The organism is Streptomyces sp. NPDC051322 (assembly GCF_040689485.1).
Taxonomy (GTDB): Bacteria; Actinomycetota; Actinomycetes; order Streptomycetales; family Streptomycetaceae; genus Streptomyces.
Genome location: NZ_JBFBAK010000006.1, coordinates 1 through 21387, shown reverse-complemented (window position 1 = coordinate 21387; position 21387 = coordinate 1). Strand labels below are relative to the sequence as shown.

The following is a 21387-nucleotide window of genomic DNA, read 5'->3' as shown; positions in this document are numbered from 1 at the left end:
GGCGGCGGTCAGCCGGCGCGGCGGTCGTCGGTGGTGCGGCGGGTGAGCAGCCAGGGCTCGACCACGCCGAGGCCACGTACCGGGCGCTGCCACATCGGCTGGAGCGCGAAGCGGTAGCTGGGCGGCTCCTCGCCGTTCTTCTCCGCACGCTCGGCCTCGGCCGCCGCCTCCGACTCGGAGACCGGCGCCTCCGCCGTACGCCCCAGCTCCTCGGCGAACGCCCCGTCCACCAGGACGGTGTCCTTGGGCGCGATCGAGGTGAGCCTGCTGGCCAGGTTGACGGTGTTGCCGAAGACATCGCCCATCCGGGTCGTGACGGTGCCGAAGGCGATACCGACGCGCAGCTCGGGCATGGTCTCGTCGTTGCTCATGGTCTCTATCAGCCGCAGCGCGATCTCCGCGGCGGTGCCCGCGTCGTCCGCCGCGTAGAGCACCTCGTCACCGAGCGTCTTGATGAGCCGGCCACCGTGTGCGGCGACCAGGTCGGCACAGGTCGTCTCGAACGCCTCGACCAGCTCGCCCAGCTCCTCCTCCTCCAGGCGGCGGGTCAGCCGGGTGAAGCCGACCAGGTCGGCGAAGCCCACGGCGAGACGGCGGTCGACCATCTCCTCGTCGTCCGCCGCCTGCACCACCCGCCCGGTCGCCGCGGCGAGCTGGCGCCGCCACACGTAGCGCAGGAACTCCTCGAGCTCCGGCAGCAGCAGCTCGACCAGCGGATAGGTGACCTCGGTGCGGGTCATGCCCGGCTCGGGCGGCTCGGTCAGGCCCGCCAGGAAGGAGTCGATCTGCCACTCGGCGAGCCGGGCAGTGGTCTGGCCGGTGGACCGGGCGACCTGCACCGCCATGGGTTCGCTCAGCAGCCCGGCCTCGACCAGACCGGCCAGGCGGCGCAGCGCGAGTACGTCCGCTTCGGTGAGCGCCTTGGCCTGACCGATGTCGGCGAAGCCCATGGCCCGCCAGAAACGCGAGGCCAGCTCCATGGAGACGCCGGCCGTGCGGGCGGCCTGGAAGGGGGTGTAGCGCCGGTCGGCGCCGAGGATCAGCTGCTCGAGCCGGATGGCGAGCGGATCATCGGTGGGTTCCGCGGTGTGGTCGACCTCGTGGTGCGGGGTGCGGTAGGGCGAGAAAGGCGGCTGTTCCTCGCCCGAGCCGGACGAGATGTCGTCGACGGTCACCTGCCGCCTCCTGCCCATTCCGTGCGCAATGCCATGCCGATCTGATGTCCCGGCCGATCTGGATGTCGCCATGATGTCGCGGTGATCTGCAGGTCACGGCAATGCGGATGTCGTGCCGTGCCGATCTGCCACGGATCGCCTCAACCATACGGCAGGTGTGCCGCAGCTCACGTGTCGATACTGCTTCGGCCCGGCATGGGCCCCGATCGGCCCTGGATCAGGCCGGTCGCAAGTGAACGATGTCACCTGCGCCGACCGGCTGCACCCCCTGCGCCGTCGCCAGCACCAGTCTGCCGTCGCCGTCCACCGCGACCGCTTCGCCGGTCAGCGAGGTGTCGCCGGGCAGCTCCGCCCGTACCGAGCGGCCCAGGGTCGAGCAGCCTGCCGCGTAGGCCTCCTGGAGGCGGGCCGCGGCCGGGTCGCCCCCTGCGGCGCGCCATTCGCCGTACCAGTGCTCCAGCGAGCGCAGCACCGCCCGCAGCAGGGTGTCGCGGTCCGTGGACACCGCGCCGGCCAGGGCCAGCGAGCCCGCCGTCGGGACGGGCAGCTCCTCGGCGCTCAGCGAGACGTTGAGGCCGATCCCGACCACCACGGCGCCGTCGTCGGCCCGTTCGGCGAGGATGCCGCCGGCCTTGCGCTCGTCCCCGCCGATCGTGACCAGCAGGTCGTTCGGCCACTTCAGCGCGGTGTCGACGCCGGCCGAACGGGAGAGTCCGGTGGCCACCGCGACTCCGGTGAGCAGCGGCAGCCAGCCCCAGCGCTCGATGGGTACCTCCGGGCCGGGCCGCAGGAGTACGGAGAAGAAGAGCCCGGAACGCGCCGGTGCCGACCACTGCCGGTCGAGCCTGCCCCGTGCCGCGGTCTGTTCCTCGGCCACCAGCACGGCGCCCTCCTGGAGCTCCGCGGCGCGCCGCACCAGGTCGGTGTTGGTGGATCCGGTGGCCCGGACGACATCGAGCGACGTCCACAGCGCGCCGGGCCGCAGCAGCGCGCGGCGCAGCGCGGGGGCGTTGAGCGGCGGCCGCCCCAGGTCCGACCAGCGATTGTCAGGTACATCCGATGACGTCATGCAACCCAGATTAGGTGTGGCAAACGACGCACTGCCGAGGCGCACCAGCGCCGATACGCTACGTGTCAGTAGCGAGGCCACACCCGCACGTCCCCCCGACCGACGCCTGAGCAGCCAGGGAGCCGCATCCCGATGTCCGAGCCGGAAGCGATCAACGTCCACACCACCGCGGGGAAGCTCGCGGACCTTCAGCACCGTATTGACGAGGCGACCCATGCCGGCTCGGCACGCGCGGTCGAGAAGCAGCACGCCAAGGGCAAGCTGACGGCCCGTGAAAGGGTGGAGCTGCTGCTCGACGACGGGTCGTTCACCGAGCTGGACGAGTTCGCCCGGCACCGCTCGACCAACTTCGGTATCGAGAAGAACCGCCCGTACGGCGACGGTGTCGTCACCGGTTACGGCACGGTCGACGGCCGCCCGGTGTGCGTGTACTCGCAGGACTTCACGATCTTCGGCGGCTCGCTCGGCGAGGTGTACGGCGAGAAGATCGTCAAGGTCATGGACTTCGCCATGAAGACCGGCTGCCCGGTCATCGGCATCAACGACGGTGGTGGCGCCCGCATCCAGGAAGGCGTGGTGGCGCTCGGTCTGTTCGCCGAGATCTTCCGCCGCAACGTCCACGCCTCGGGCGTGATCCCGCAGATCAGCCTGATCGTCGGCCCGTGCGCGGGTGGCGCGGTGTACTCCCCCGCGATCACCGACTTCACCGTGATGGTCGACCAGACCTCGCACATGTTCATCACCGGACCCGACGTCATCAAGACCGTCACCGGCGAGGACGTGGGCTTCGAGGAGCTGGGCGGCGCCCGGACGCACAACACCACGTCCGGTGTGGCGCACCACATGGCGGGCGACGAGAAGGACGCGATCGAGTACGTCAAGTCGCTGCTCTCCTATCTCCCTTCGAACAATCTCTCCGAGGCGCCCGTCTACCCGGAGGAGGCCGACCTGTCGACCTCGGACGAGGACCGCGAGCTGGACTCCCTCATCCCGGACTCGGCGAACCAGCCGTACGACATGCACACCGCCATCGAGCACGTGCTGGACGACGCGGAATTCCTGGAGACGCAGGCGCTGTTCGCGCCGAACATCATCACCGGCTTCGGCCGGGTCGAGGGGCATCCGGTGGGCATCGTCGCCAACCAGCCGATGCAGTTCGCCGGTTGCCTGGACATCGACGCCTCGGAGAAGGCGTCGCGCTTCGTCCGTACCTGCGACGCGTTCAACGTCCCGGTCGTCACCTTCGTGGACGTGCCGGGCTTCCTGCCGGGCGTCGACCAGGAGTACGGCGGCATCATCCGCCGCGGCGCAAAGCTGATCTTCGCCTACGCGGAGGCGACCGTTCCGCTGATCACCGTCATCACCCGCAAGGCGTTCGGCGGTGCCTACGACGTGATGGGCTCCAAGCACCTCGGCGCGGACCTCAACGTCGCCTGGCCGACCGCGCAGATCGCCGTGATGGGCGCGCAGGGCGCGGTGAACATCCTGCACCGGCGCACGATCGCGGCAGCCGACGACGCCGAGGCGACGCGGGCCGAGCTGATCTCCGACTACGAGGACACCCTGCTCAACCCGTACGTGGCGGCCGAGCGCGGCTACGTCGACGCGGTGATCATGCCGTCCGAGACCCGGCGGCACATCGTGCGCGGGCTGCGTCAGCTGCGGACGAAGCGGGAATCCCTGCCCCCGAAGAAGCACGGAAACATCCCGCTCTAGACCGCCACCGGAACTCCAGAAAGGGCCCGCCCATGATCAAGGTCGTACGGGGCAACCCGACCCCCGAGGAGCTGGCCGCCGCCCTGGCGGTGGTCCAGGCGCGCGCCGCGGCGACGGCTTCGGCCCCGTCCGGCGCGCCGCTGCCGCCCGAGGGATGGTCCGACCCGGCCCGCATCGCCCGCCACCGCCTGGACCGGCCGGGGCCACGCGCCTGGGCGCGTACGTACTGGCCCGGTTAGGTCCTGTCCGGCCGGTGGCGCCTGAGTACCCGTACTCAGGCGCCACCGGCCCCGCACGTCGCACCATCGATTGCATGCTGTGGTCCGACCCGGAGAACGGGCCCCCGAAGGAGCTGCGCGACGTGCAGGCGATGCTGCGCCGTGCCGGGCTGGTGCTCGCGCTGTCGATGGTGCTGGCCATGGTCGTGCTGGGCCTGAGCTGATACGGACGCGATGCGGGAAGCCGATACGGCAGCTGATACGGAAAGCGGTCCGGCGCCGCTCTACGATGACGCCATGACTGCTCAGCGCCGCCTCGTGCTCGGATCCGCATCCCCCGCCCGCCTCGGTCTGCTCCGTAACGCCGGGCTGGTCCCCGAGGTGATCGTCAGCGGCGTGGACGAGGACGCGCTCAGCGCGCCGACCCCCGCCGAGCTGGCTCTCGTACTGGCCCGGGCGAAGGCGTCCGCCGTGGCCGCCCGCGAGGAAGCCGCCGGGGCCCTGGTGATCGGCTGCGACTCGGTACTGGAGCTCGACGGCGAGGCGCTCGGCAAACCCGCCGACGCCGAGGAGGCCACCGCCCGCTGGAAGTCGATGCGCGGCCGGACAGGGGTGCTGCAGACCGGCCACTGCGTGATCGACACGGCCACCGGCAGGCGGGCGGCGGCCACCGCGTCCACCACGGTCCGTTTCGGTGAGCCGACGGACGCCGAGGTCGCCGCCTACGTGGCGAGCGGGGAGCCGCTGCACGTGGCGGGCGCCTTCACCCTCGACGGCCGCTCGGCGCCGTTCGTCGACTCCATCGAGGGCGACCACGGAAACGTCATCGGCCTCTCCCTGCCGCTGCTGCGCAGGCTGCTGAGCGAACTGGGCGTGTCCATCACCGATTTGTGGGTCTGAGAGCTGCTGTTTCGGCGGGAGCCCTCCCGCCGCCGCTCAGGCCGCGGCCGGCGCGCCGTTCCCGCCGCCCGACTGGGTGCCCTCGTTCGGCGGCGCGTCGGAGGTCGTGGGTCGCGGGCGGTCCCGGTCGTAGGCCACCAGGGTCCACACGATCAGCGCAAGCACCACCATCATGAAGGCGAAGGCCGGCCAGCCGACCAGACCCACCGTCAGGGCGCCCAGCACGCCGTGCACCACCGCGCAGGTGATCAGCAGGATCCTGCCGAAGCGGCCGGGGCCCCGGTCCGTGAGGCCGGTGCGGCCCAGGAAGTACGCGCAGAGCAGCAGGTAGAGGCCGAAGACGATGCCGGCCCCCCAGGCACCCTTGGCCATCGCGCCGGGATCCATCCCGGCCATGGACATGTTCTGGTTGTCGGCGACCTTCCCGAGCACCAGGTTCACGAAGGCTGTGCCGAACGCCTCCAGGAAGAGGACGAGCGCAGCCACACAGGCCACCGGTCTGCGCGCCATGGCCCCACCCCCTGGATCCTTACCGCCTGTTACCGCACGTATGTGCGGCACCCACGCAGGCTACTAACCGGTAAGCGCGGGGACAAGGCATCGGAGCGCACCGCAAAGAATCATTCGCCACGTCGTAGGGACCCGACAAAGAAACCTGAGTCGCGGATGGCTCGAGTGACAGAGACCTCAGCCACATTCCGGAGCTACTGTGGGTTCCGGGAACCCTCCCCACCGTGGTGCGACAAGGGACTTCGCACTTGAGCGAAGACCGGATCACGCCCTGTGTGGGGAAGCTCACCCATGGGAACAGGTCGAAACGCCGTGTCGACAGTCCCTAAACTCAGCATGTTTCAGCGAATCTTCGGCACGATGACCTGCCGAGTCACCCTGCTCGGGCGTGAGTGGGGCAAACACAGCTAGGAGGGAGCCATCGTGCGCAAGGTGCTCATCGCCAACCGTGGCGAAATCGCTGTCCGCGTCGCACGGGCCTGCCGGGACGCCGGGATCACGAGCGTAGCCGTCTACGCCGATCCGGACCGGGACGCTCTGCACGTACGCGCGGCCGACGAGGCGTTCGCCCTGGGCGGTGACACCCCGGCCGCCAGTTACCTGGACATCGCCAAGGTGCTCCAGGCCGCGAAGGACGCGGACGCCGACGCCATCCACCCGGGATACGGATTCCTCTCGGAGAACGCCGAATTCGCCCAGGCCGTCCTGGACGCCGGGCTGACCTGGATCGGCCCGCCTCCGCAGGCCATCCGCGACCTCGGCGACAAGGTCGCCGCCCGGCACATCGCCCAGCGCGCCGGCGCGCCCCTGGTGGCCGGCACCCCGGACCCGGTGGGCGGCTCGGACGAGGTCGTGGCCTTCGCCGAGGAGAACGGCCTGCCGATCGCCATCAAGGCGGCCTTCGGTGGTGGCGGGCGCGGCCTGAAGGTCGCCCGCACCCTCGAGGAGATCCCGGAGCTGTACGACTCCGCGGTCCGCGAGGCGGTCGCCGCCTTCGGGCGCGGCGAGTGCTTCGTCGAGCGCTACCTGGACAAGCCGCGGCACGTCGAGACCCAGTGCCTGGCCGACACGCACGGCAATGTCGTCGTCGTCTCCACGCGTGACTGCTCGCTGCAGCGCCGCCACCAGAAACTGGTGGAGGAGGCCCCGGCCCCGTACCTGAGCGAGGCTCAGGTGAACCAGCTGTACACGGCGTCCAAGGCCATCCTCAAGGAGGCCGGGTACGTCGGGGCGGGCACCGTGGAGTTCCTGGTCGGCACGGACGGGACGATCTCCTTCCTCGAGGTCAACACCCGCCTGCAGGTCGAGCACCCGGTCACCGAAGAGGTCTCGGGCATCGACCTGGTCCGTGAGATGTTCCGGATCGCCGACGGCGAGGAGCTCGGTTACGGCGACCCGGTGCTGCGGGGTCACTCTTTCGAGTTCCGTATCAACGGCGAGGACCCCGGCCGCGGCTTCCTCCCCGCGCCCGGTACGGTCACCACCTTCGCCCCGCCGTCCGGCCCCGGCGTCCGCCTGGACGCCGGCGTCGAGTCCGGCAGCGTGATCGGCCCGGCCTGGGACTCACTGCTCGCCAAACTCATCGTCACCGGCGCCACCCGCGAGCAGGCGCTGCAGCGCGCCGCCCGCGCCCTGGACGAGTTCCAGGTGGAGGGCATGGCCACGGCCATCCCCTTCCACCGTGCGGTCGTCGCCGACCCGGCGTTCGCCCCGCAGGACGGCACGCCCTTCACGGTGCACACCCGGTGGATCGAGACCGAGTTCGTCAACGAGATCCCGGCCTTCACCACCGTCCCGACGGACGCCGAGGAGGACGAGTCGGGCCGCGAGACCATCGTGGTCGAGGTCGGCGGCAAGCGCCTCGAGGTGTCCCTGCCGTCGTCGCTGGGCATGTCGCTGGCCCGGACCGGGCTCGCGGCGGGCGCCAAGCCCAAGCGCCGGGCCGCCAAGAAGGCCGGCTCGGCCGCCTCGGGCGACTCGCTCTCGTCCCCGATGCAGGGCACCATCGTCAAGATCGCCGTCGAGGAGGGCCAGGAGGTCAAGGAGGGCGACCTGGTCGTCGTCCTGGAAGCGATGAAGATGGAGCAGCCGCTCAACGCGCACCGCTCCGGCACCGTCAAGGGCCTCACCGCCGAGATCGGCGCCTCCGTCACCTCCGGCGCGCTGATCTGCGAGATCAAGGACTGAACACCTGACGGTACGGGGGTGGGCCCCGCCGGGATGTCCGGCGGAGCCCACCCCCGTACCGCTGTCCGCGCCGCGGCTGTCAGCGGCGGCGCAGTTCGGCCACCCGGGCCCGCTCGCCGGCCTGCTGTTCGGCGAGCGACGTCGGGGCGGCCGATCGCAACTGCTGGGCGGCGCCGGGGATATGGGTGCGCCGCTGGCCGGGGAGCGGCATGTCGTGGCGGGTCTGGCGCCCCGGGGCGCTGTCGCCGCCCGCGGCGGAAGCGCCCGAACCGATGCCTGACGAACCGATGCCTGAACCTGCCACCGCGATCTGCACGCCCTGATCGGCCAGGGCCTGCAACTCCGTTGCGGCGCGGTCGTCCTGGGTGCCCGGCTCGTCGGTGACTAGCCGGGTGATCAGATCGGTGGGCACCGTCTGGAACATGGTGTCGGTGCCGAGCTTGGTGTGATCCGCGAGGACCACCACTTCGGCGGCGGCCTGCACGAGCGCCCGGTCGACGCTCGCGGAGAGCATGTTGGACGTGGAGAGGCCCCGCTCGGCCGTGAGACCGCTCCCGGAAAGGAAGGCGCGGGAGACCCGCAGCCCCTGCAGGGACTGCTCGGCGCCGCTGCCCACCAGCGCGTAGTTGGAACCGCGCAGGGTTCCCCCGGTCATCACCACCTCGACCCGGTTGGCATGGGCCAGCGCCTGGGCGACCAGCAGCGAGTTGGTGACGACGGTCAGCCCGGGAACGCGGGCGAGCCGGCGGGCCAGCTCCTGGGTGGTCGTCCCGGCGCCGACCACGATGGCCTCGCCTTCTTCGACCAGTCCCGCGGCGAGATCGGCGATGGCCGTCTTCTCCGCGGTCGCGAGATGGGATTTCTGCGGAAAGCCGGACTCCCGCGTAAAACCGCCCGGCAGTACCGCACCGCCGTGCCGGCGGTCGAGGAGTCCTTCCGCCTCGAGTGCCCGCACGTCCCGCCGTACGGTCACTTCGGAGGTCTGGACGACACGGGCGAGCTCACGGAGCGACACGGCCCCATTGGCGCGCACCATTTCAAGGATCAGTTGGCGACGTTCAGCAGCGAACACGAAACTGACAGTAACCTGACCGGCCGATAGTTCTCAGCATTTTGCGCCGGATAACAGAAGTTGTTCACAGATTGGGTCAGCGGGCGGTATACGGGGCGTACTTGCCCACGCACTGCCCCGCCGCCCCTCTGCCGTCAGTCCTCGCCGGCCGTCTTCCGGGCGTGCAACTGCCGTGCCACCTCAGCGATCGAACCCGACAGGGACGGATACACGGTGAAGGTCTTCGCGATCTGTTCCACGGTCAGGTTGTTGTCGACGGCGATCGAGATGGGGTGGATCAGTTCACTCGCGCGGGGTGCGACGACCACGCCGCCGACCACGATGCCGGTGCCCGGACGACAGAAGATCTTGACGAAGCCGTCCCTGATGCCCTGCATCTTGGCGCGCGGGTTGCGCAGCAGCGGCAGCTTCACCGCGCGGGCGACGATCTTGCCCGAGTCGACGTCCGACTGGCTGTAGCCGACCGTGGCGATCTCCGGGTCGGTGAAGACGTTCGACGAAACGGTCTTGAGGTTCAGCGGCTGCACCGCGTCGCCGAGGAAGTGGTACATCGCGATCCGGCCCTGCATCGCGGCGACCGAGGCGAGCGCGAAGATCCCGGTGACGTCGCCCGCCGCGTACACGCCGGGGGCGGTGGTACGGGACACCTTGTCGGTCCAGATGTGTCCCGAGTCCTTGAGCCGGACGCCGGCCTCCTCCAGGCCCATGCCGGCCGTGTTGGGAATGGCTCCGACCGCCATCAGGCAGTGCGTGCCCGAGATGACCCGGCCGTCGGCCAGCGTCACCTCGACCCGGTTGCCCACCCGCTTGGCGCCGGCCGCGCGCGACCGTGACATGACGTTCATGCCGCGGCGCCGGAACACGTCCTCCAGCACCGCCGCCGCGTCCGGGTCCTCACCGGGGAGCACCCGGTCGCGGCTGGACACCAGGGTGACCCGCGACCCCAGCGCCTGGTAGGCGCCGGCGAACTCGGCTCCGGTCACGCCGGAGCCGACCACGATGAGCTCCTCGGGGAGCTCCTCCAGGTCGTAGACCTGCGTCCAGTTGAGGATCCGCTCACCGTCCGGCAGTGCGTCCGGGATCTCCCGGGGGTGACCGCCGGTCGCCAGGAGTACGGCGTCCGCGGTCAGCGTCTCCTGGCTGCCGTCGGCGGCCGTGACGACGACCTTGCGGGAACCGTCCATGGCCTGCTGTCCGTCGAGCCGGCCCCGGCCGCGCATCACCCGGGCCCCGGCCCTGGTCACCGACGCGGTGATGTCGTGGGACTGGGCGAGCGCGAGGCGCTTCACCCGGCGGTTCACCTTGCCGAGGTCGACGCCGACCACCCGGGCCGCCTGTTCCAGCGGCGGGGTGTCGTCGGCGACGATGATGCCCAACTCCTCGTACGAAGAGTCGAAGGTCGTCATCACCTCGGCCGTGGCGATCAGAGTCTTGGAGGGCACGCAGTCGGTGAGCACGGATGCCCCGCCGAGACCGTCGCAGTCGACGACGGTCACCTCCGCGCCGAGCTGGGCGCCGACCAGGGCAGCCTCATATCCGCCGGGGCCGCCGCCGATGATCACGATCCGGGTCACGAAAAGTCCGCCTCGCGTTGTCTCCCCGGCCGCACTGCCGCCCCGGCCGGGGTCCGGGGGTCGTCCCCGGGGAATGCAGTACGTGCTTCATTGTCCCGCACTCGTCAGGATGCTTCACCCCCGGGGGCTGCCCGGGCCACCGCGCGGCTCTCCGCCGCGCGTGGCGGGCCCCACAAATGTCACTGTCGTACCCTCGACACCATGTCGCTCTACGCCGCGTACGCCGGCAACCTCGACGCGCGGCTGATGTCCCGCCGCGCTCCGCACTCCCCGTTGCGCAGCACCGGCTGGCTCAACGGCTGGCGGCTGACCTTCGGCGGGGAGCAGATGGGCTGGGAAGGCGCGCTCGCCACCGTCGTGGAGGCCCCGCGTTCCCAGATCTTCGTCGCGCTGTACGACATCGCCCCGATGGACGAGGACTCGATGGACCGGTGGGAGGGTGTCGGCCTCGACATCTACCGCCGGATGCGGGTCAGGGTGGACACCCTGGAGGGCGAGGAGCCGGCCTGGATCTACGTACTGAACGGGTACGAGGGCGGCCTGCCGTCCGCGCGCTATCTGGGCGAGCTGGCCGACGCGGCGGAGTCGGCGGGCGCGCCGCACGACTACGTGATGGAACTGCGCAAGCGCCCCTGCTAGCTCCGGTCCGTTCCGCTCGTGCGTCGGAAACGATTCGTCGGAAACGACAAGACAACAATCCGGACTCCGTCGCTGAGACATCTACGCGCGTAGGAAATGAGCGGTTACCCTCATCGGCGTGAACGCTTCAGTTATTCCGGACCTCCAGGGCGACCCCCACGCCGCCGCCGCCGACGCCGCCACCCGCCTGCGTGAACTCACCGGCGCCGAGACCCATGACGTCGCCCTCGTGATGGGCTCCGGCTGGGCGCCGGCCGTCGATGCGCTCGGTGTGGCCGATGCCGACTTCGCCTTCACCGAGCTGCCCGGCTTCCCGCCGCCCGCCGTCGAGGGCCACGGCGGCCGGATCCGTTCGTACCGCATCGGCGCGAAGCGCGCCCTGGTCTTTCTGGGCCGCACCCACTACTACGAGCAGCACGGCGTCGCCGCGGTCGCCCACGGCGTCCGCACCGCCGTGGCGGCCGGCTGCAAGACGGTCGTCCTCACGAACGGCTGCGGCGGCCTGCGGCCCGGCATGCGTCCCGGCCAGCCGGTCCTGATCAGCGACCACATCAACCTGACGGCCACCTCGCCGATCGTCGGCGCCAACTTCGTGGACCTCACCGATCTCTACTCACCGCGCCTGCGCGCGCTGTGCAAGGAGATCGACGCGTCGCTGGAAGAGGGCGTGTACGTCCAGTTCCCCGGCCCGCACTACGAGACCCCCGCCGAGATCAACATGGTCCGGGTGCTGGGCGGCGACCTCGTCGGCATGTCCACGGTCCTCGAGGCGATCGCGGCCCGCGAGGCGGGGGCGGAGGTCCTCGGCATCTCCCTCGTCACCAACCTGGCGGCCGGTCTGAGCGGCGAGCCGCTCAACCACGAGGAGGTCCTGCAGGCAGGGCGGGATTCCGCCGCCCGGATGGGCGCGCTGCTCGAGCGGGTGCTGGAGCGGATCTAACTGCTTTCGGGGCTCCGCCCCGGACCCCGGTCCTCAAACTCCCCCAGCTAACGCTGGGAGGTGCCCCCAGGACGGGCTGAATGGGGCCCCGAACTGGCCGGCACCGGGAACCCCCCAGCCACGGACATCCCGCGGCGGGCAAAATCAAGCCCCTCCGGCGATTGAGGAGCGGGGGTCCGGGGGCAGCGCCCCCGTGCAACGAGACAGAGAGGCACACACCGTGCAGCACCTCATCGCGCAGGCCCAAGCGTGGCACGCCGAGGATCCCGACCCCGAAACCCGCGAGGAACTCGCGAAGCTCATCGCCGCCGAGGACACCACCGCCCTGGCCGCACGTTTCAGCGGCACTCTCCAGTTCGGCACCGCCGGACTCCGGGGCGAGCTGGGCGCCGGTCCCCTGCGGATGAACCGGAGCGTCGTCATCCGGGCGGCCGCAGGACTCGCCGCCTACCTCAAGGCCCAGGGCCACACCGGCGGCCTCGTCGTCATCGGCTACGACGCCCGCTACAAGTCCGCCGACTTCGCCCGGGACACCGCCGCCGTGATGACCGGCGCCGGCCTGCGCGCGGCGGTGCTGCCCCGCCCGCTGCCCACGCCGGTCCTGGCCTTCGCCATCCGGCACCTGGGCGCCGTGGCCGGCGTGGAGGTCACCGCCAGCCACAACCCGCCGCGTGACAACGGCTACAAGGTGTACCTGGGTGACGGAGCCCAGATCGTGCCGCCCGCCGACGCCGAGATTGCCGCCGCCATCGACGCCGTACAGAGCCTGCACGACGTACCGCGCCCGGAGCGAGGCTGGGAGATCCTCGGCGACGACGACGTCCTCGCCGCGTACCTGGCTCGCACCGACGCCGTACTGACCCCGGACTCCCCCCGCACCGCCCGTGTCGTCTACACCGCCATGCACGGGGTCGGCAAGGAAACCCTGCTCGCCGCCTTCGCGCGGGCCGGTTTCCCGGAGCCGGTGCTGGTGGCCGAGCAGGCCGAGCCCGACCCCGCGTTCCCGACGGTCGCGTTCCCCAACCCGGAGGAACCCGGCGCGATGGACCTCTCCTTCGCGACCGCCCGCCGCGCCACCCCCGACATCGTCATCGCCAACGACCCGGACGCCGATCGCTGCGCGGTGGCCGTCCCCTACGACGGCGACTGGCGGATGCTCCGCGGCGACGAGGTCGGCGCGCTGCTCGCCGAGCATCTGGTCCGCCGGGGTGTCACCGGCACCTTCGCCGAGTCCATCGTGTCGTCCTCGCTGCTCGGCCGGATCGCCGAGGCCGCGGGGCTGGGCTACGCGGAGACCCTGACCGGCTTCAAATGGATCTCGCGGGCTGACGGCCTGCGGTACGGCTACGAGGAGGCCCTCGGCTACTGCGTCGACCCCGACGGCGTCCGTGACAAGGACGGCATCACCGCCGCCCTGCTCATCGCCGAACTGACCTCGGTGCTGAAGGCCGAGGGGCGTACGCTCCTCGACCTGCTCGACGAACTCGCCGTGCGGCACGGCCTGCACGCCACCGACCAGCTCTCCGCCCGGGTCGACGACCTGTCCCTCATCACCGACGCGATGCGCCGTCTGCGCGCGCAGCCGCCCACCGCACTCGGTGGTCTGCCGGTCACCTCGGCAGAGGACCTCAGCAAGGGAACCGCGCACCTGCCGCCCACCGACGGGCTGCGCTACCACCTGGACGGCGCCCGCGTGATCGTCCGCCCGAGCGGCACCGAGCCCAAGATCAAGTGCTACCTGGAGGTCGTGCTCCCGGTGGGCGACATCAGCGCCGTACCGGCGGCCCGCGCCCGGGCGACCGCGCTGCTCGACTCGATCAAGGTAGATCTCTCTCGGGCGGCCGGCCTGTAGAAGCCGGTCGCGCGTCGCAGCGCCCCTCCCGGCACCTCTGGACCCACTCGGCACCCGCCAGTAGGTTCATCGTCCATGACCGAACCGCAGGTGCAGAGCAGAACCGAGCCTCCCCTCGCGGGGGACGAAGCCGCGACTCTCCTCGGGTCGTTGGAGCGCCAGCGCGCGTACGTGGCGTGGAAGTGCGGGGGACTCGACGCGGCCGGCCTGCAAGCGACCGTCGGGGTCTCCGCCATCACACTGGGCGGCCTGCTCAAGCACCTGGCCGTCGTGGAGGACGACACCTTCTGCCGGAAGTGGCTGGGGCAGGAGCTGGGGTCGCCCTGGGACACCGTGGACTGGGACGCCGACCCGGACTGGGAGTGGCGCTCGGCCGCCGACGACAGCCCGGAGCAGCTCCTTACGCTCTGGCAGAACGCCGTGGCCCGTTCCCGCTCCGTGGTCGAGGAGGCACTGGCCAAGGGCGGTCTGGGCCAGTTGGGCAGCATCACCACGTCTGCCGGTGAGTCGCCCAGCCTCCGGCGCCTCCTGATCGACCTGATCGAGGAGTACGCACGGCATGTCGGCCATGCCGATCTCATCCGCGAGTCGGTGGACGGACTCGTCGGCGAGGACCCGCTGGACTGAGCGTCGGTGACACCCATCTCACCGTGTCGGTGAAGACTGACCACCCCACCTCGCGAAGGGAACCGCCGCCGTGGAGTACCGCCTCGAATTGATTCCGCTTCCGGTCGCCGACGTCGACCGCGCCAAGACCTTCTACGCCGATCGGCTCGGCTTCAAGGTCGACCTCGACTTCAGCCCGAACGAGGCGTTCCGCGTCGTCCAGCTGACACCGCCGGGGTCGGCCTGCTCGATCGCCGTCGGCGTCGGCACCGTCAGCACTCCCCCGGGCTCGGTACAGGGCCTGCACCTGGTCGTCAACGACATCCACGCCGCCCGGGACGAGCTGGTCGGGCGTGGAGTCGAGGTCGCCGAGGTGGTGGACATGAGCGCGCCGGGCAAGCCGACTGTCTCCTACGCGGCGTTCACCGACCCGGACGGCAACGGCTGGACGTTGCAACAGCTCCCTGGCTGAGCCGCTTCCGCGAGAGGCGGCCGCGGCGCCGGCCGTGCGGGGAGCCGGGGCCTTGCGTGCACGGCGCGAGCGTCAGGCAGAATCGGACGTATGAGCCCTGAGCAGTCCAAGCCACAGCCCACCGCGCCGGTGTACGCGGACCGTGTCTTCCGGTCCCTCGGCGGGCTCGCCGGTGGCGTCCTGCTGCTCGCGCTCGCACTCTGGCTCGGCATCGACGCCCTCGTCAGCGGGGCCGGTCAGACCCCCTGGCTGGCCCTCGCCGGTCTGGTGACCGTGGTGCCGCTGGTGAGTGCCTTCACCCTGCGCCCCGCGGTCTTCGCCAACGACGACCGGCTGCGGGTCCGCAACCCCTTCCGTACGATCACGCTCCCGTGGTCCTGCGTCGAGGACATCCGGGCGAGTTACTCCAGCGAGGTCTTCGCCGACGGCGCGAAGTACCAGCTGTGGGCCGTGCCGGTCTCGCTGCGACGCCGCAAGCGGGCGAACATGCAGCAGCTGCGGGCCGCGTCGGCGCAGTCGGCGGGCGGGCGTCGCAGCCGTAACCCCTTCGCCCAGGACGCCGACCGGAATCCGGGACCGGCCCCTTCCGACCAGACCGTCTCCGACCTGCGCGAACTCGCCGAGCGCTGCTCCGGGCGGCCGACGGCACAGGGCTCGCCGGAGATCCGCTGGGCGTACGAGGTCATCGCGACACCGGTGGTGGGTGTGGTGCTGTTCGCCGTGCTGCTGGCGGTGCGCTGACCGCGGGGCACGCCTCGCCGTCCCCGACCCGGGCCATCCGGCGACCGGCTCCCGTCGGCTGTCCCCCTGTACAAGTCGCTACGCGCGTAGATATGCTCACCTGGTGACCATGCCCACCACATCCCCCGCATTCGCTGACGTGACCACGTCCGACAGCGCGCTGCGCCGTTTCCTGCACGGGCTGCCCGGCGTGGACGCCGTCGGCCTGGAAGCGCGCGCCGCGTCCCTCGGTACCCGTTCGATCAAGACCACGGCGAAGGCGTACGCCATCGATCTGGCCATCTCGATGATCGACCTGACGACGCTCGAGGGCGCGGACACCCCGGGCAAGGTCCGGGCGCTCGCGGCCAAGGCCGTCCACCCCGACCCCACGGACCGTACGACGCCCATGACGGCGGCGGTCTGTGTGTATCCGGACATGGCGGCCGTCGCCAAGGAGGCACTGCACGGCGCCGATGTGAAGGTGGCGTCGGTCGCCACCTCGTTCCCGGCGGGCCGGGCCGCGCTGCCGGTGAAGCTCGCCGATGTGCGGGACGCGGTCGCGGCCGGCGCCGACGAGATCGACATGGTGATCGACCGCGGCGCGTTCCTCTCCGGCCGGTACCTGTCCGTCTTCGAGGAGATCCAGGCCGTCAAGGCGGAGTGCGTACGTCCGGACAGCACCGCGGCACGGCTGAAGGTGATCTTCGAGACCGGCGAGCTGTCGACGTACGACAACATCCGCCGCGCGTCCTGGATCGGGATGATGGCCGGAGCCGACTTCATCAAGACCTCGACCGGCAAGGTCGCGGTCAACGCCACCCCGGCCAACACCCTGCTGATGCTGGAGGCGGTGCGCGACTTCCGCGCGCAGACCGGTGTCCAGGTCGGCGTGAAGCCGGCCGGCGGCATCCGCAGCTCCAAGGACGCGATCAAGTTCCTGGTGCTGGTCAATGAGACCGTGGGCGAGGACTGGCTGGACAACCACTGGTTCCGCTTCGGTGCCTCCAGCCTGCTGAACGACCTGCTGATGCAGCGCCAACGGCTCAGCACCGGCCGCTACTCCGGCCCCGACTATGTGACGGTGGACTGATCACCATGGCATCCGTATTCGATTACGCTCCCGCGCCGGAGTCCCGCGCGGTCGTCGACATCGCCCCGTCGTACGGGCTGTTCATCGACGGCGAGTTCACCGAGGCGGCGGACGGCAAGGTCTTCAAGACCGTCAGCCCGGCCACCGAGGAGGTCCTCTCCGAGGTCGCACAGGCGGGGTCCGCCGATGTGGACCGCGCGGTGAAGGCGGCCCGCAAGGCCTTCGAGAAGTGGTCGGCGCTGCCCGGCGCCGAGCGCGCCAAGTACCTCTTCCGTATCGCCAGGATCATCCAGGAGCGCTCGCGCGAACTGGCCGTCCTGGAGACCCTGGACAACGGCAAGCCGATCAGGGAGACCCGCGACGCGGACCTGCCGCTGGTCGCCGCGCACTTCTTCTACTACGCCGGCTGGGCCGACAAACTGGACCACGCCGGTTACGGCAGCGATCCGCGCCCGCTCGGGGTCGCCGGCCAGGTCATCCCGTGGAACTTCCCGCTGCTGATGCTGGCGTGGAAGATCGCCCCGGCACTCGCCACCGGCAACACGGTCGTGCTCAAGCCCGCCGAGACGACCCCGCTGTCGGCCCTCTTCTTCGCGGACATCTGCCGCCAGGCCGGCCTGCCCAACGGCGTCGTCAACGTCCTTCCCGGGTACGGCGACGCGGGCGCGGCGCTCGTCGAGCACCCGAACGTGAACAAGGTGGCGTTCACCGGCTCGACGGCGGTCGGCAGGGCGATCGCCCGCTCGGTGGCGGGTACCGACAAGAAGGTCACCCTGGAGCTCGGCGGCAAGGGGGCGAACATCGTCTTCGACGACGCCCCGATCGACCAGGCCGTCGAGGGCATCGTCACCGGCATCTTCTTCAACCAGGGCCAGGTCTGCTGTGCCGGGTCCCGGCTGCTGGTGCAGGAGTCGGTCCAGGACGAGCTGCTCGACTCGCTGAAGCGGCGGCTCACCACCCTCCGACTGGGTGACCCACTGGACAAGAACACCGACATCGGCGCCATCAACTCGGCCGAGCAGCTGGCCCGTATCACCGCACTCGCCGAAACCGGCGAGGCGGAGGGTGCCCAGCGCTGGTCGGCCCCCTGCGAACTGCCTTCGGCCGGCTACTGGTTCGCGCCGACGCTGTTCACCGGCGTCACCCAGGCGCACACCGTCGCCCGCGACGAGATCTTCGGCCCGGTACTGTCCGTGCTGTCGTTCCGCACACCGGACGAGGCGGTCGCCAAGGCCAACAACAGTCAGTACGGCCTCTCGGCGGGCATCTGGACGGAGAAGGGCTCGCGGATCCTGGCGGTCGCCAACAAGCTCCGTGCGGGCGTCGTCTGGGCCAACACGTTCAACAAGTTCGACCCGACCTCGCCCTTCGGCGGCTACAAGGAATCGGGCTTCGGCCGCGAAGGCGGTCGCCACGGCCTGGAGGCGTACCTCGATGTCTGATCCGAACCGACTGAGCGTCTTCAAGACCTACAAGCTGTACGTGGGCGGGAAGTTCCCGCGTTCCGAGAGCGGCCGGGTGTACGAGGTGTCTGACTCGAAGGGCAACTGGCTGGCCAACGCGCCGCAGTCCTCCCGCAAGGACGCCCGCGACGCGGTGGTCGCCGCACGCAAGGCGTTCGGCGGCTGGTCGGGTGCCACCGCGTACAACCGCGGCCAGGTGCTCTACCGCATCGCCGAGATGCTGGAGGGCCGCCGGGACCAGTTCGTCCGGGAGGTCGCGGACGCCGAGGGCCTGTCGAAGTCCAAGGCGGCCGCCGTCGTGGACGCCGCGATCGACCGCTGGGTCTGGTATGCGGGCTGGACCGACAAGATCGCCCAGGTCGTCGGCGGCGCCAATCCGGTCGCCGGCCCGTTCTTCAATCTGTCGACGCCCGAGCCGACGGGTGTGGTCACCGTCCTGGCCCCGCAGGACTCCTCGTTCCTGGGCCTGATCTCGGTCGTCGCCCCGGTGATCGCCACCGGTAACACGGCCGTGGTGATCGCCTCCGAGAAGTCCCCGCTGCCCGCGCTCTCGCTCGGCGAGGTGCTGGCCACGTCCGATCTGCCGGGCGGGGTGGTCAACGTCCTGTCGGGCCGGACGGCGGAGATCGCCGCCCCGCTCGCCGCGCACCAGGACGTCAACGCGATCGATCTCACCGGGGCGGACGCCGAACTGGCCCGCGACCTGGAGGTCGCCGCCGCGGACAACCTGAAGCGGGTGCTGCGTCGCCGGCCGGAGGACCAGCCGGTGGATTTCACGGCCGACCCCGGCACGCGGCGGCTGACCGCGTTCCTGGAGACCAAGACGGTCTGGCACCCGACGGGTGCGCTGGGGGTCTCCGGATCGTCGTACTGAGGCACCCACGAGAGCCGTGCCCTGCCTCCGTCCGGAGAGGGCGCGGCTCTCGCATCGGAAAGCCCGCATCGGAAAGACCCGAGCTGTGACGGCACAGCCCGTGTCAGGATGCTCGGCATGTCTGGTCGCGCGCTGAGCTTCGGAGTCATGGCGGACGCATACGAACGGTTCCGGCCGGGGTATCCCATGGAGCTTGTCGACATGGTGATGGCGTACGCGGGTCAGCCGGTTCGGACTGCCCTCGAGATCGGCGCCGGGACGGGCAAAGCAACCCGCCTGTTCGCTCGACAGGGGGTCACGGTCACCGCGACCGAGCCTGACGGGGCCATGCTCACCGAACTGCGCAAGCACGTGCCGGCCGGCGTCAGGACGGTGCAGACCGCGTTCGAGGATGTGCGACCGGGCGAGAGGTACGGGCTGGTTTATGCGGCAGCGGCGCTGCATTGGACGGACCCGGAGGGCCGGTGGTCACGCATGGCCGCGCTGCTGGAGCCGGGTGGCGTGTTCGCCTCGTTCGGCGGGCCGATCCAGCCGGCCGACCCAGAGGTGGAGGAAGCTGTTCGCGCGGCGCGAGCACCGTACTTGGAGAGTGACGAGGTTCCGTCCCCGGACGGGACGCCTCCGGGCCATGAGATGCAGTGGCCGGGTACGGAGCTGCAACGGTCCGAGTGGTTCTCGGGCGTGCAACAGGACACGATCGAACGGCGCTTGACGATGAGCGCTCGGGACTACGTCGGCCAACTCTCCACCATCTCGGCGTATCTCGTCATGCCGACCCGGGAGCGCGAGCAGGTTTTTGGACGGATCATGCAGGTGCTGCCCGAGACGGTCGAGGTCGCCGCCGACATCACCGTCCATCTCGCCCGTCGGCGCCACGAGCACTAGCGCATCGGCCGGTCCTGGGCAGCCGTGCCCTCCCGCCCGGGGAAGGCACGGCTCCTGGCCGCGTACCGGTTCAGCCGCCGGCCAGCAGGTCCTTCAGGCTGGCGCCCTCGGCCACCGGGGAAGTGACCTGCGCGGTGGAGACCGGCTTGAAGTCCGCGATCTGGGTGCCCACCGCGTTGTCCAGCGGGTCGACGCCGGTGTTGGCCAGCGGGTCGAGCTGGAGGTCCGTCGCCGGCGCGGTCGAGTCGGTGACCGCCTCGGTCAGCTTCTGGACCGGCGACGACCCGAGGTCACCCAGCGCGGCGGTGGGACCGGCCACCGCAGGGGCGGGGGGTGCCGCGGCCTGGGCCGCCGCACCGCCCATCCCGAGTGCCGCGCCGGCCACCGAAACGGTGAGCCCGACGCGCAGCAGGGTGTTCCGCCGGGGCCTGGGGGAAGCATGTGTTGCCATGAGGTTCCTGACTCGCTGATTGATCGTTTGCGTAATCGTGCGAACGCATAGCGTAGTTGACTGGCCTCGCTCGCTCCACTAACCGCACCGGAAGCACCCTCCCGAGGGGATGCACGGCCCGTTGAATGACGGAGAATGGACTCCCGTGAGTCCTTCCCGGTCGTTGCCGAACCAGCCACTGCCGACCCGTGTCGTCCTGCTCACGGGTCCCTCCGGTTCCGGAAAGTCGTCCCTCGCCGCGCGCTCGGGCCTGCCCGTGCTGCGCCTCGACGACTTCTACAAGGAGGCCGGTGACCCGACGCTGCCGCAGGTCCCCGGGAGCGCCGACATCGACTGGGACTCACCACAGTCCTGGGACGCGGACACCGCGGTCGCGGCGATCGAGGAGCTGTGCCGTGCCGGCCGCACCGCCGTCCCGGTGTACTCCATCGCCACCAGCACCCGGGTGTCGGCCGAAACTCTGGACATCGGCCGACCGCCGGTCTTCATCGCCGAGGGGATATTCGCGGCGGACATCGTGCGGCGCTGCGCGGAACTGGATCTGCTGGCGGACGCCCTGTGCCTGCGCGGCCGGCCGTTCACGACCTTCCGGCGCCGGTTGCTGCGCGATCTGCGCGAGGGGCGGAAGTCGGTGCCGTTCCTGGTGCGACGGGGGTGGCGGCTGATGCGGGCCGAACGGGCGATCGTGGCCCGGCACTCGGCGCTGGGCGCGCACCCGTGTGCCAAGGAAGAGGCGTTGACCCGCCTTGCCGCGGCCGCCGCGGCCGAACCAGGGGTTCGCACCGGGCTCCGGTCATTTTGACCGGCGCGGGCGGCCGGAGCCCCGGGAGACCGGAGCACGGGCGGAACGCGACGCGCAGACGGAAGGGGCCGGACGGACCCCCCCGGTCCGTCCGGCCCCCCCCCCCCCCCCCCCCGCGACCCCCCCCCGGACAACCCCCCCCACCCCCCCGCCGGGGGGGGGCCGGCGG

General features: G+C 70.8%; 22 protein-coding genes. 16 read left to right on the top strand and 6 right to left on the bottom strand.

Annotated elements, in window-relative coordinates; translation table 11 throughout:
• Positions 1–8: 8 nt before the first annotated feature.
• Positions 9–1175, bottom strand: a complete 1167-nt coding sequence (locus AB0436_RS15400; RefSeq protein ID WP_366468350.1) for an adenylate/guanylate cyclase domain-containing protein — start codon at positions 1173–1175, stop codon at positions 9–11.
• 217 nt (positions 1176–1392) lie between these two features.
• The gene (locus AB0436_RS15395; protein WP_366468349.1) at positions 1393–2244 is read right to left on the bottom strand and encodes a biotin--[acetyl-CoA-carboxylase] ligase; all 852 of its coding nucleotides are present in this window, start codon (positions 2242–2244) and stop codon (positions 1393–1395) included.
• A 132-nt stretch (positions 2245–2376) separates the two neighbouring features.
• On the opposite strand from AB0436_RS15395, the gene AB0436_RS15390 reads away from it, so the two are divergent.
• From AB0436_RS15390 to AB0436_RS15375, 4 genes are all read left to right on the top strand, one after another.
• Entirely contained in the window at positions 2377–3960 is a 1584-nt protein-coding gene (locus AB0436_RS15390) for an acyl-CoA carboxylase subunit beta (protein WP_366468348.1), read from the top strand.
• A gap of 32 nt (positions 3961–3992) precedes the next feature.
• A complete protein-coding gene (locus AB0436_RS15385) occupies positions 3993–4199 on the top strand; it encodes an acyl-CoA carboxylase epsilon subunit (protein ID WP_365851584.1) in 207 nt (68 codons plus the stop codon).
• Between the two features lie 74 nt (positions 4200–4273).
• On the top strand, positions 4274–4402 hold the full coding sequence (locus tag AB0436_RS15380) for a hypothetical protein (protein ID WP_366468347.1): 129 nt from the start codon (positions 4274–4276) through the stop codon (positions 4400–4402).
• A gap of 73 nt (positions 4403–4475) precedes the next feature.
• Positions 4476–5078, top strand: coding sequence for a nucleoside triphosphate pyrophosphatase (locus tag AB0436_RS15375; RefSeq protein WP_366468345.1), 603 nt, complete (start codon positions 4476–4478; stop codon positions 5076–5078).
• Between the two features lie 36 nt (positions 5079–5114).
• Here the strand turns inward: AB0436_RS15375 and AB0436_RS15370 are convergent, their stop codons facing one another.
• Entirely contained in the window at positions 5115–5588 is a 474-nt protein-coding gene (locus AB0436_RS15370) for a hypothetical protein (RefSeq protein WP_366468344.1), read from the bottom strand.
• A gap of 423 nt (positions 5589–6011) precedes the next feature.
• Between AB0436_RS15370 and AB0436_RS15365 the strand changes: the two genes are divergently transcribed.
• A complete protein-coding gene (locus AB0436_RS15365; RefSeq protein WP_366468343.1) occupies positions 6012–7775 on the top strand; it encodes a biotin carboxylase N-terminal domain-containing protein in 1764 nt (587 codons plus the stop codon).
• 79 nt (positions 7776–7854) lie between these two features.
• Here AB0436_RS15365 and AB0436_RS15360 read toward each other — a convergent pair whose 3' ends face one another.
• Positions 7855–8847 (bottom strand): DeoR/GlpR family DNA-binding transcription regulator, encoded by a 993-nt coding sequence (locus AB0436_RS15360; RefSeq protein ID WP_366468342.1) that lies wholly within the window; start codon positions 8845–8847, stop codon positions 7855–7857.
• A gap of 134 nt (positions 8848–8981) precedes the next feature.
• Positions 8982–10421: an NAD(P)H-quinone dehydrogenase gene (locus AB0436_RS15355; protein ID WP_366468341.1), complete on the bottom strand. Its 1440-nt coding sequence runs from the start codon at positions 10419–10421 to the stop codon at positions 8982–8984.
• A 201-nt stretch (positions 10422–10622) separates the two neighbouring features.
• Here AB0436_RS15355 and AB0436_RS15350 point away from each other — a divergent pair, with 201 nt between their 5' ends.
• The 10 genes from AB0436_RS15350 (at position 10623) to AB0436_RS15305 (ending at position 19965) form a co-directional block, all read left to right on the top strand.
• The gene (locus AB0436_RS15350) at positions 10623–11060 is read left to right on the top strand and encodes a gamma-glutamylcyclotransferase (protein WP_365851593.1); all 438 of its coding nucleotides are present in this window, start codon (positions 10623–10625) and stop codon (positions 11058–11060) included.
• A gap of 118 nt (positions 11061–11178) precedes the next feature.
• Positions 11179–12000, top strand: a complete 822-nt coding sequence (locus tag AB0436_RS15345; protein ID WP_365851594.1) for a purine-nucleoside phosphorylase — start codon at positions 11179–11181, stop codon at positions 11998–12000.
• 220 nt (positions 12001–12220) lie between these two features.
• Positions 12221–13852, top strand: coding sequence for a phospho-sugar mutase (locus tag AB0436_RS15340; protein WP_366468722.1), 1632 nt, complete (start codon positions 12221–12223; stop codon positions 13850–13852).
• A 75-nt stretch (positions 13853–13927) separates the two neighbouring features.
• Positions 13928–14479, top strand: coding sequence for a DinB family protein (locus AB0436_RS15335; protein WP_366468340.1), 552 nt, complete (start codon positions 13928–13930; stop codon positions 14477–14479).
• 70 nt (positions 14480–14549) lie between these two features.
• Positions 14550–14930 carry a VOC family protein gene (locus AB0436_RS15330; protein WP_366468339.1) on the top strand — a complete coding sequence of 127 codons (381 nt, stop codon included), beginning with the start codon at positions 14550–14552 and terminating at the stop codon, positions 14928–14930.
• A 90-nt stretch (positions 14931–15020) separates the two neighbouring features.
• The gene (locus tag AB0436_RS15325; RefSeq protein WP_366468338.1) at positions 15021–15671 is read left to right on the top strand and encodes a PH domain-containing protein; all 651 of its coding nucleotides are present in this window, start codon (positions 15021–15023) and stop codon (positions 15669–15671) included.
• 109 nt (positions 15672–15780) lie between these two features.
• Entirely contained in the window at positions 15781–16743 is a 963-nt protein-coding gene (gene deoC, locus AB0436_RS15320) for a deoxyribose-phosphate aldolase (protein ID WP_366468721.1), read from the top strand.
• 5 nt (positions 16744–16748) lie between these two features.
• Positions 16749–18185: an aldehyde dehydrogenase family protein gene (locus AB0436_RS15315; RefSeq protein ID WP_366468337.1), complete on the top strand. Its 1437-nt coding sequence runs from the start codon at positions 16749–16751 to the stop codon at positions 18183–18185.
• Positions 18178–19080 (top strand): aldehyde dehydrogenase family protein, encoded by a 903-nt coding sequence (locus tag AB0436_RS15310; RefSeq protein ID WP_366468336.1) that lies wholly within the window; start codon positions 18178–18180, stop codon positions 19078–19080. Before AB0436_RS15315 ends, AB0436_RS15310 begins: the two co-directional genes overlap by 8 nt.
• A gap of 108 nt (positions 19081–19188) precedes the next feature.
• Complete coding sequence (locus AB0436_RS15305; RefSeq protein WP_366468335.1) at positions 19189–19965, top strand: class I SAM-dependent methyltransferase; 777 nt, start codon at positions 19189–19191, stop codon at positions 19963–19965.
• 70 nt (positions 19966–20035) lie between these two features.
• On the opposite strand, the gene AB0436_RS15300 is transcribed toward AB0436_RS15305, so the two are convergent.
• Positions 20036–20416 (bottom strand): hypothetical protein, encoded by a 381-nt coding sequence (locus tag AB0436_RS15300; RefSeq protein WP_366468334.1) that lies wholly within the window; start codon positions 20414–20416, stop codon positions 20036–20038.
• Positions 20417–20525: 109 nt separating this feature from the next.
• Here AB0436_RS15300 and AB0436_RS15295 point away from each other — a divergent pair, with 109 nt between their 5' ends.
• Positions 20526–21218, top strand: coding sequence for a hypothetical protein (locus AB0436_RS15295; RefSeq protein ID WP_366468333.1), 693 nt, complete (start codon positions 20526–20528; stop codon positions 21216–21218).
• Positions 21219–21387: the final 169 nt, after the last annotated feature.

Excerpts from the sequence above, each read along its gene's own strand:
- AB0436_RS15395 (WP_366468349.1), bottom strand. The coding sequence starts at position 2,244 with ATGACGTCATCGGATGTACCTGACAATCGCTGGTCGGACCTGGGGCGG.
- AB0436_RS15390 (WP_366468348.1), top strand. The coding sequence starts at position 2,377 with ATGTCCGAGCCGGAAGCGATCAACGTCCACACCACCGCGGGGAAGCTC.
- AB0436_RS15385 (WP_365851584.1), top strand. The coding sequence starts at position 3,993 with ATGATCAAGGTCGTACGGGGCAACCCGACCCCCGAGGAGCTGGCCGCC.
- AB0436_RS15380 (WP_366468347.1), top strand. The coding sequence starts at position 4,274 with ATGCTGTGGTCCGACCCGGAGAACGGGCCCCCGAAGGAGCTGCGCGAC.
- AB0436_RS15375 (WP_366468345.1), top strand. The coding sequence starts at position 4,476 with ATGACTGCTCAGCGCCGCCTCGTGCTCGGATCCGCATCCCCCGCCCGC.
- AB0436_RS15370 (WP_366468344.1), bottom strand. The coding sequence starts at position 5,588 with ATGGCGCGCAGACCGGTGGCCTGTGTGGCTGCGCTCGTCCTCTTCCTG.
- AB0436_RS15350 (WP_365851593.1), top strand. The coding sequence starts at position 10,623 with ATGTCGCTCTACGCCGCGTACGCCGGCAACCTCGACGCGCGGCTGATG.
- AB0436_RS15335 (WP_366468340.1), top strand. The coding sequence starts at position 13,928 with ATGACCGAACCGCAGGTGCAGAGCAGAACCGAGCCTCCCCTCGCGGGG.
- AB0436_RS15325 (WP_366468338.1), top strand. The coding sequence starts at position 15,021 with ATGAGCCCTGAGCAGTCCAAGCCACAGCCCACCGCGCCGGTGTACGCG.
- deoC (WP_366468721.1), top strand. The coding sequence starts at position 15,781 with ATGCCCACCACATCCCCCGCATTCGCTGACGTGACCACGTCCGACAGC.
- AB0436_RS15315 (WP_366468337.1), top strand. The coding sequence starts at position 16,749 with ATGGCATCCGTATTCGATTACGCTCCCGCGCCGGAGTCCCGCGCGGTC.
- AB0436_RS15310 (WP_366468336.1), top strand. The coding sequence starts at position 18,178 with ATGTCTGATCCGAACCGACTGAGCGTCTTCAAGACCTACAAGCTGTAC.
- AB0436_RS15305 (WP_366468335.1), top strand. The coding sequence starts at position 19,189 with ATGCTCGGCATGTCTGGTCGCGCGCTGAGCTTCGGAGTCATGGCGGAC.
- AB0436_RS15300 (WP_366468334.1), bottom strand. The coding sequence starts at position 20,416 with ATGGCAACACATGCTTCCCCCAGGCCCCGGCGGAACACCCTGCTGCGC.
- AB0436_RS15295 (WP_366468333.1), top strand. The coding sequence starts at position 20,526 with ATGCACGGCCCGTTGAATGACGGAGAATGGACTCCCGTGAGTCCTTCC.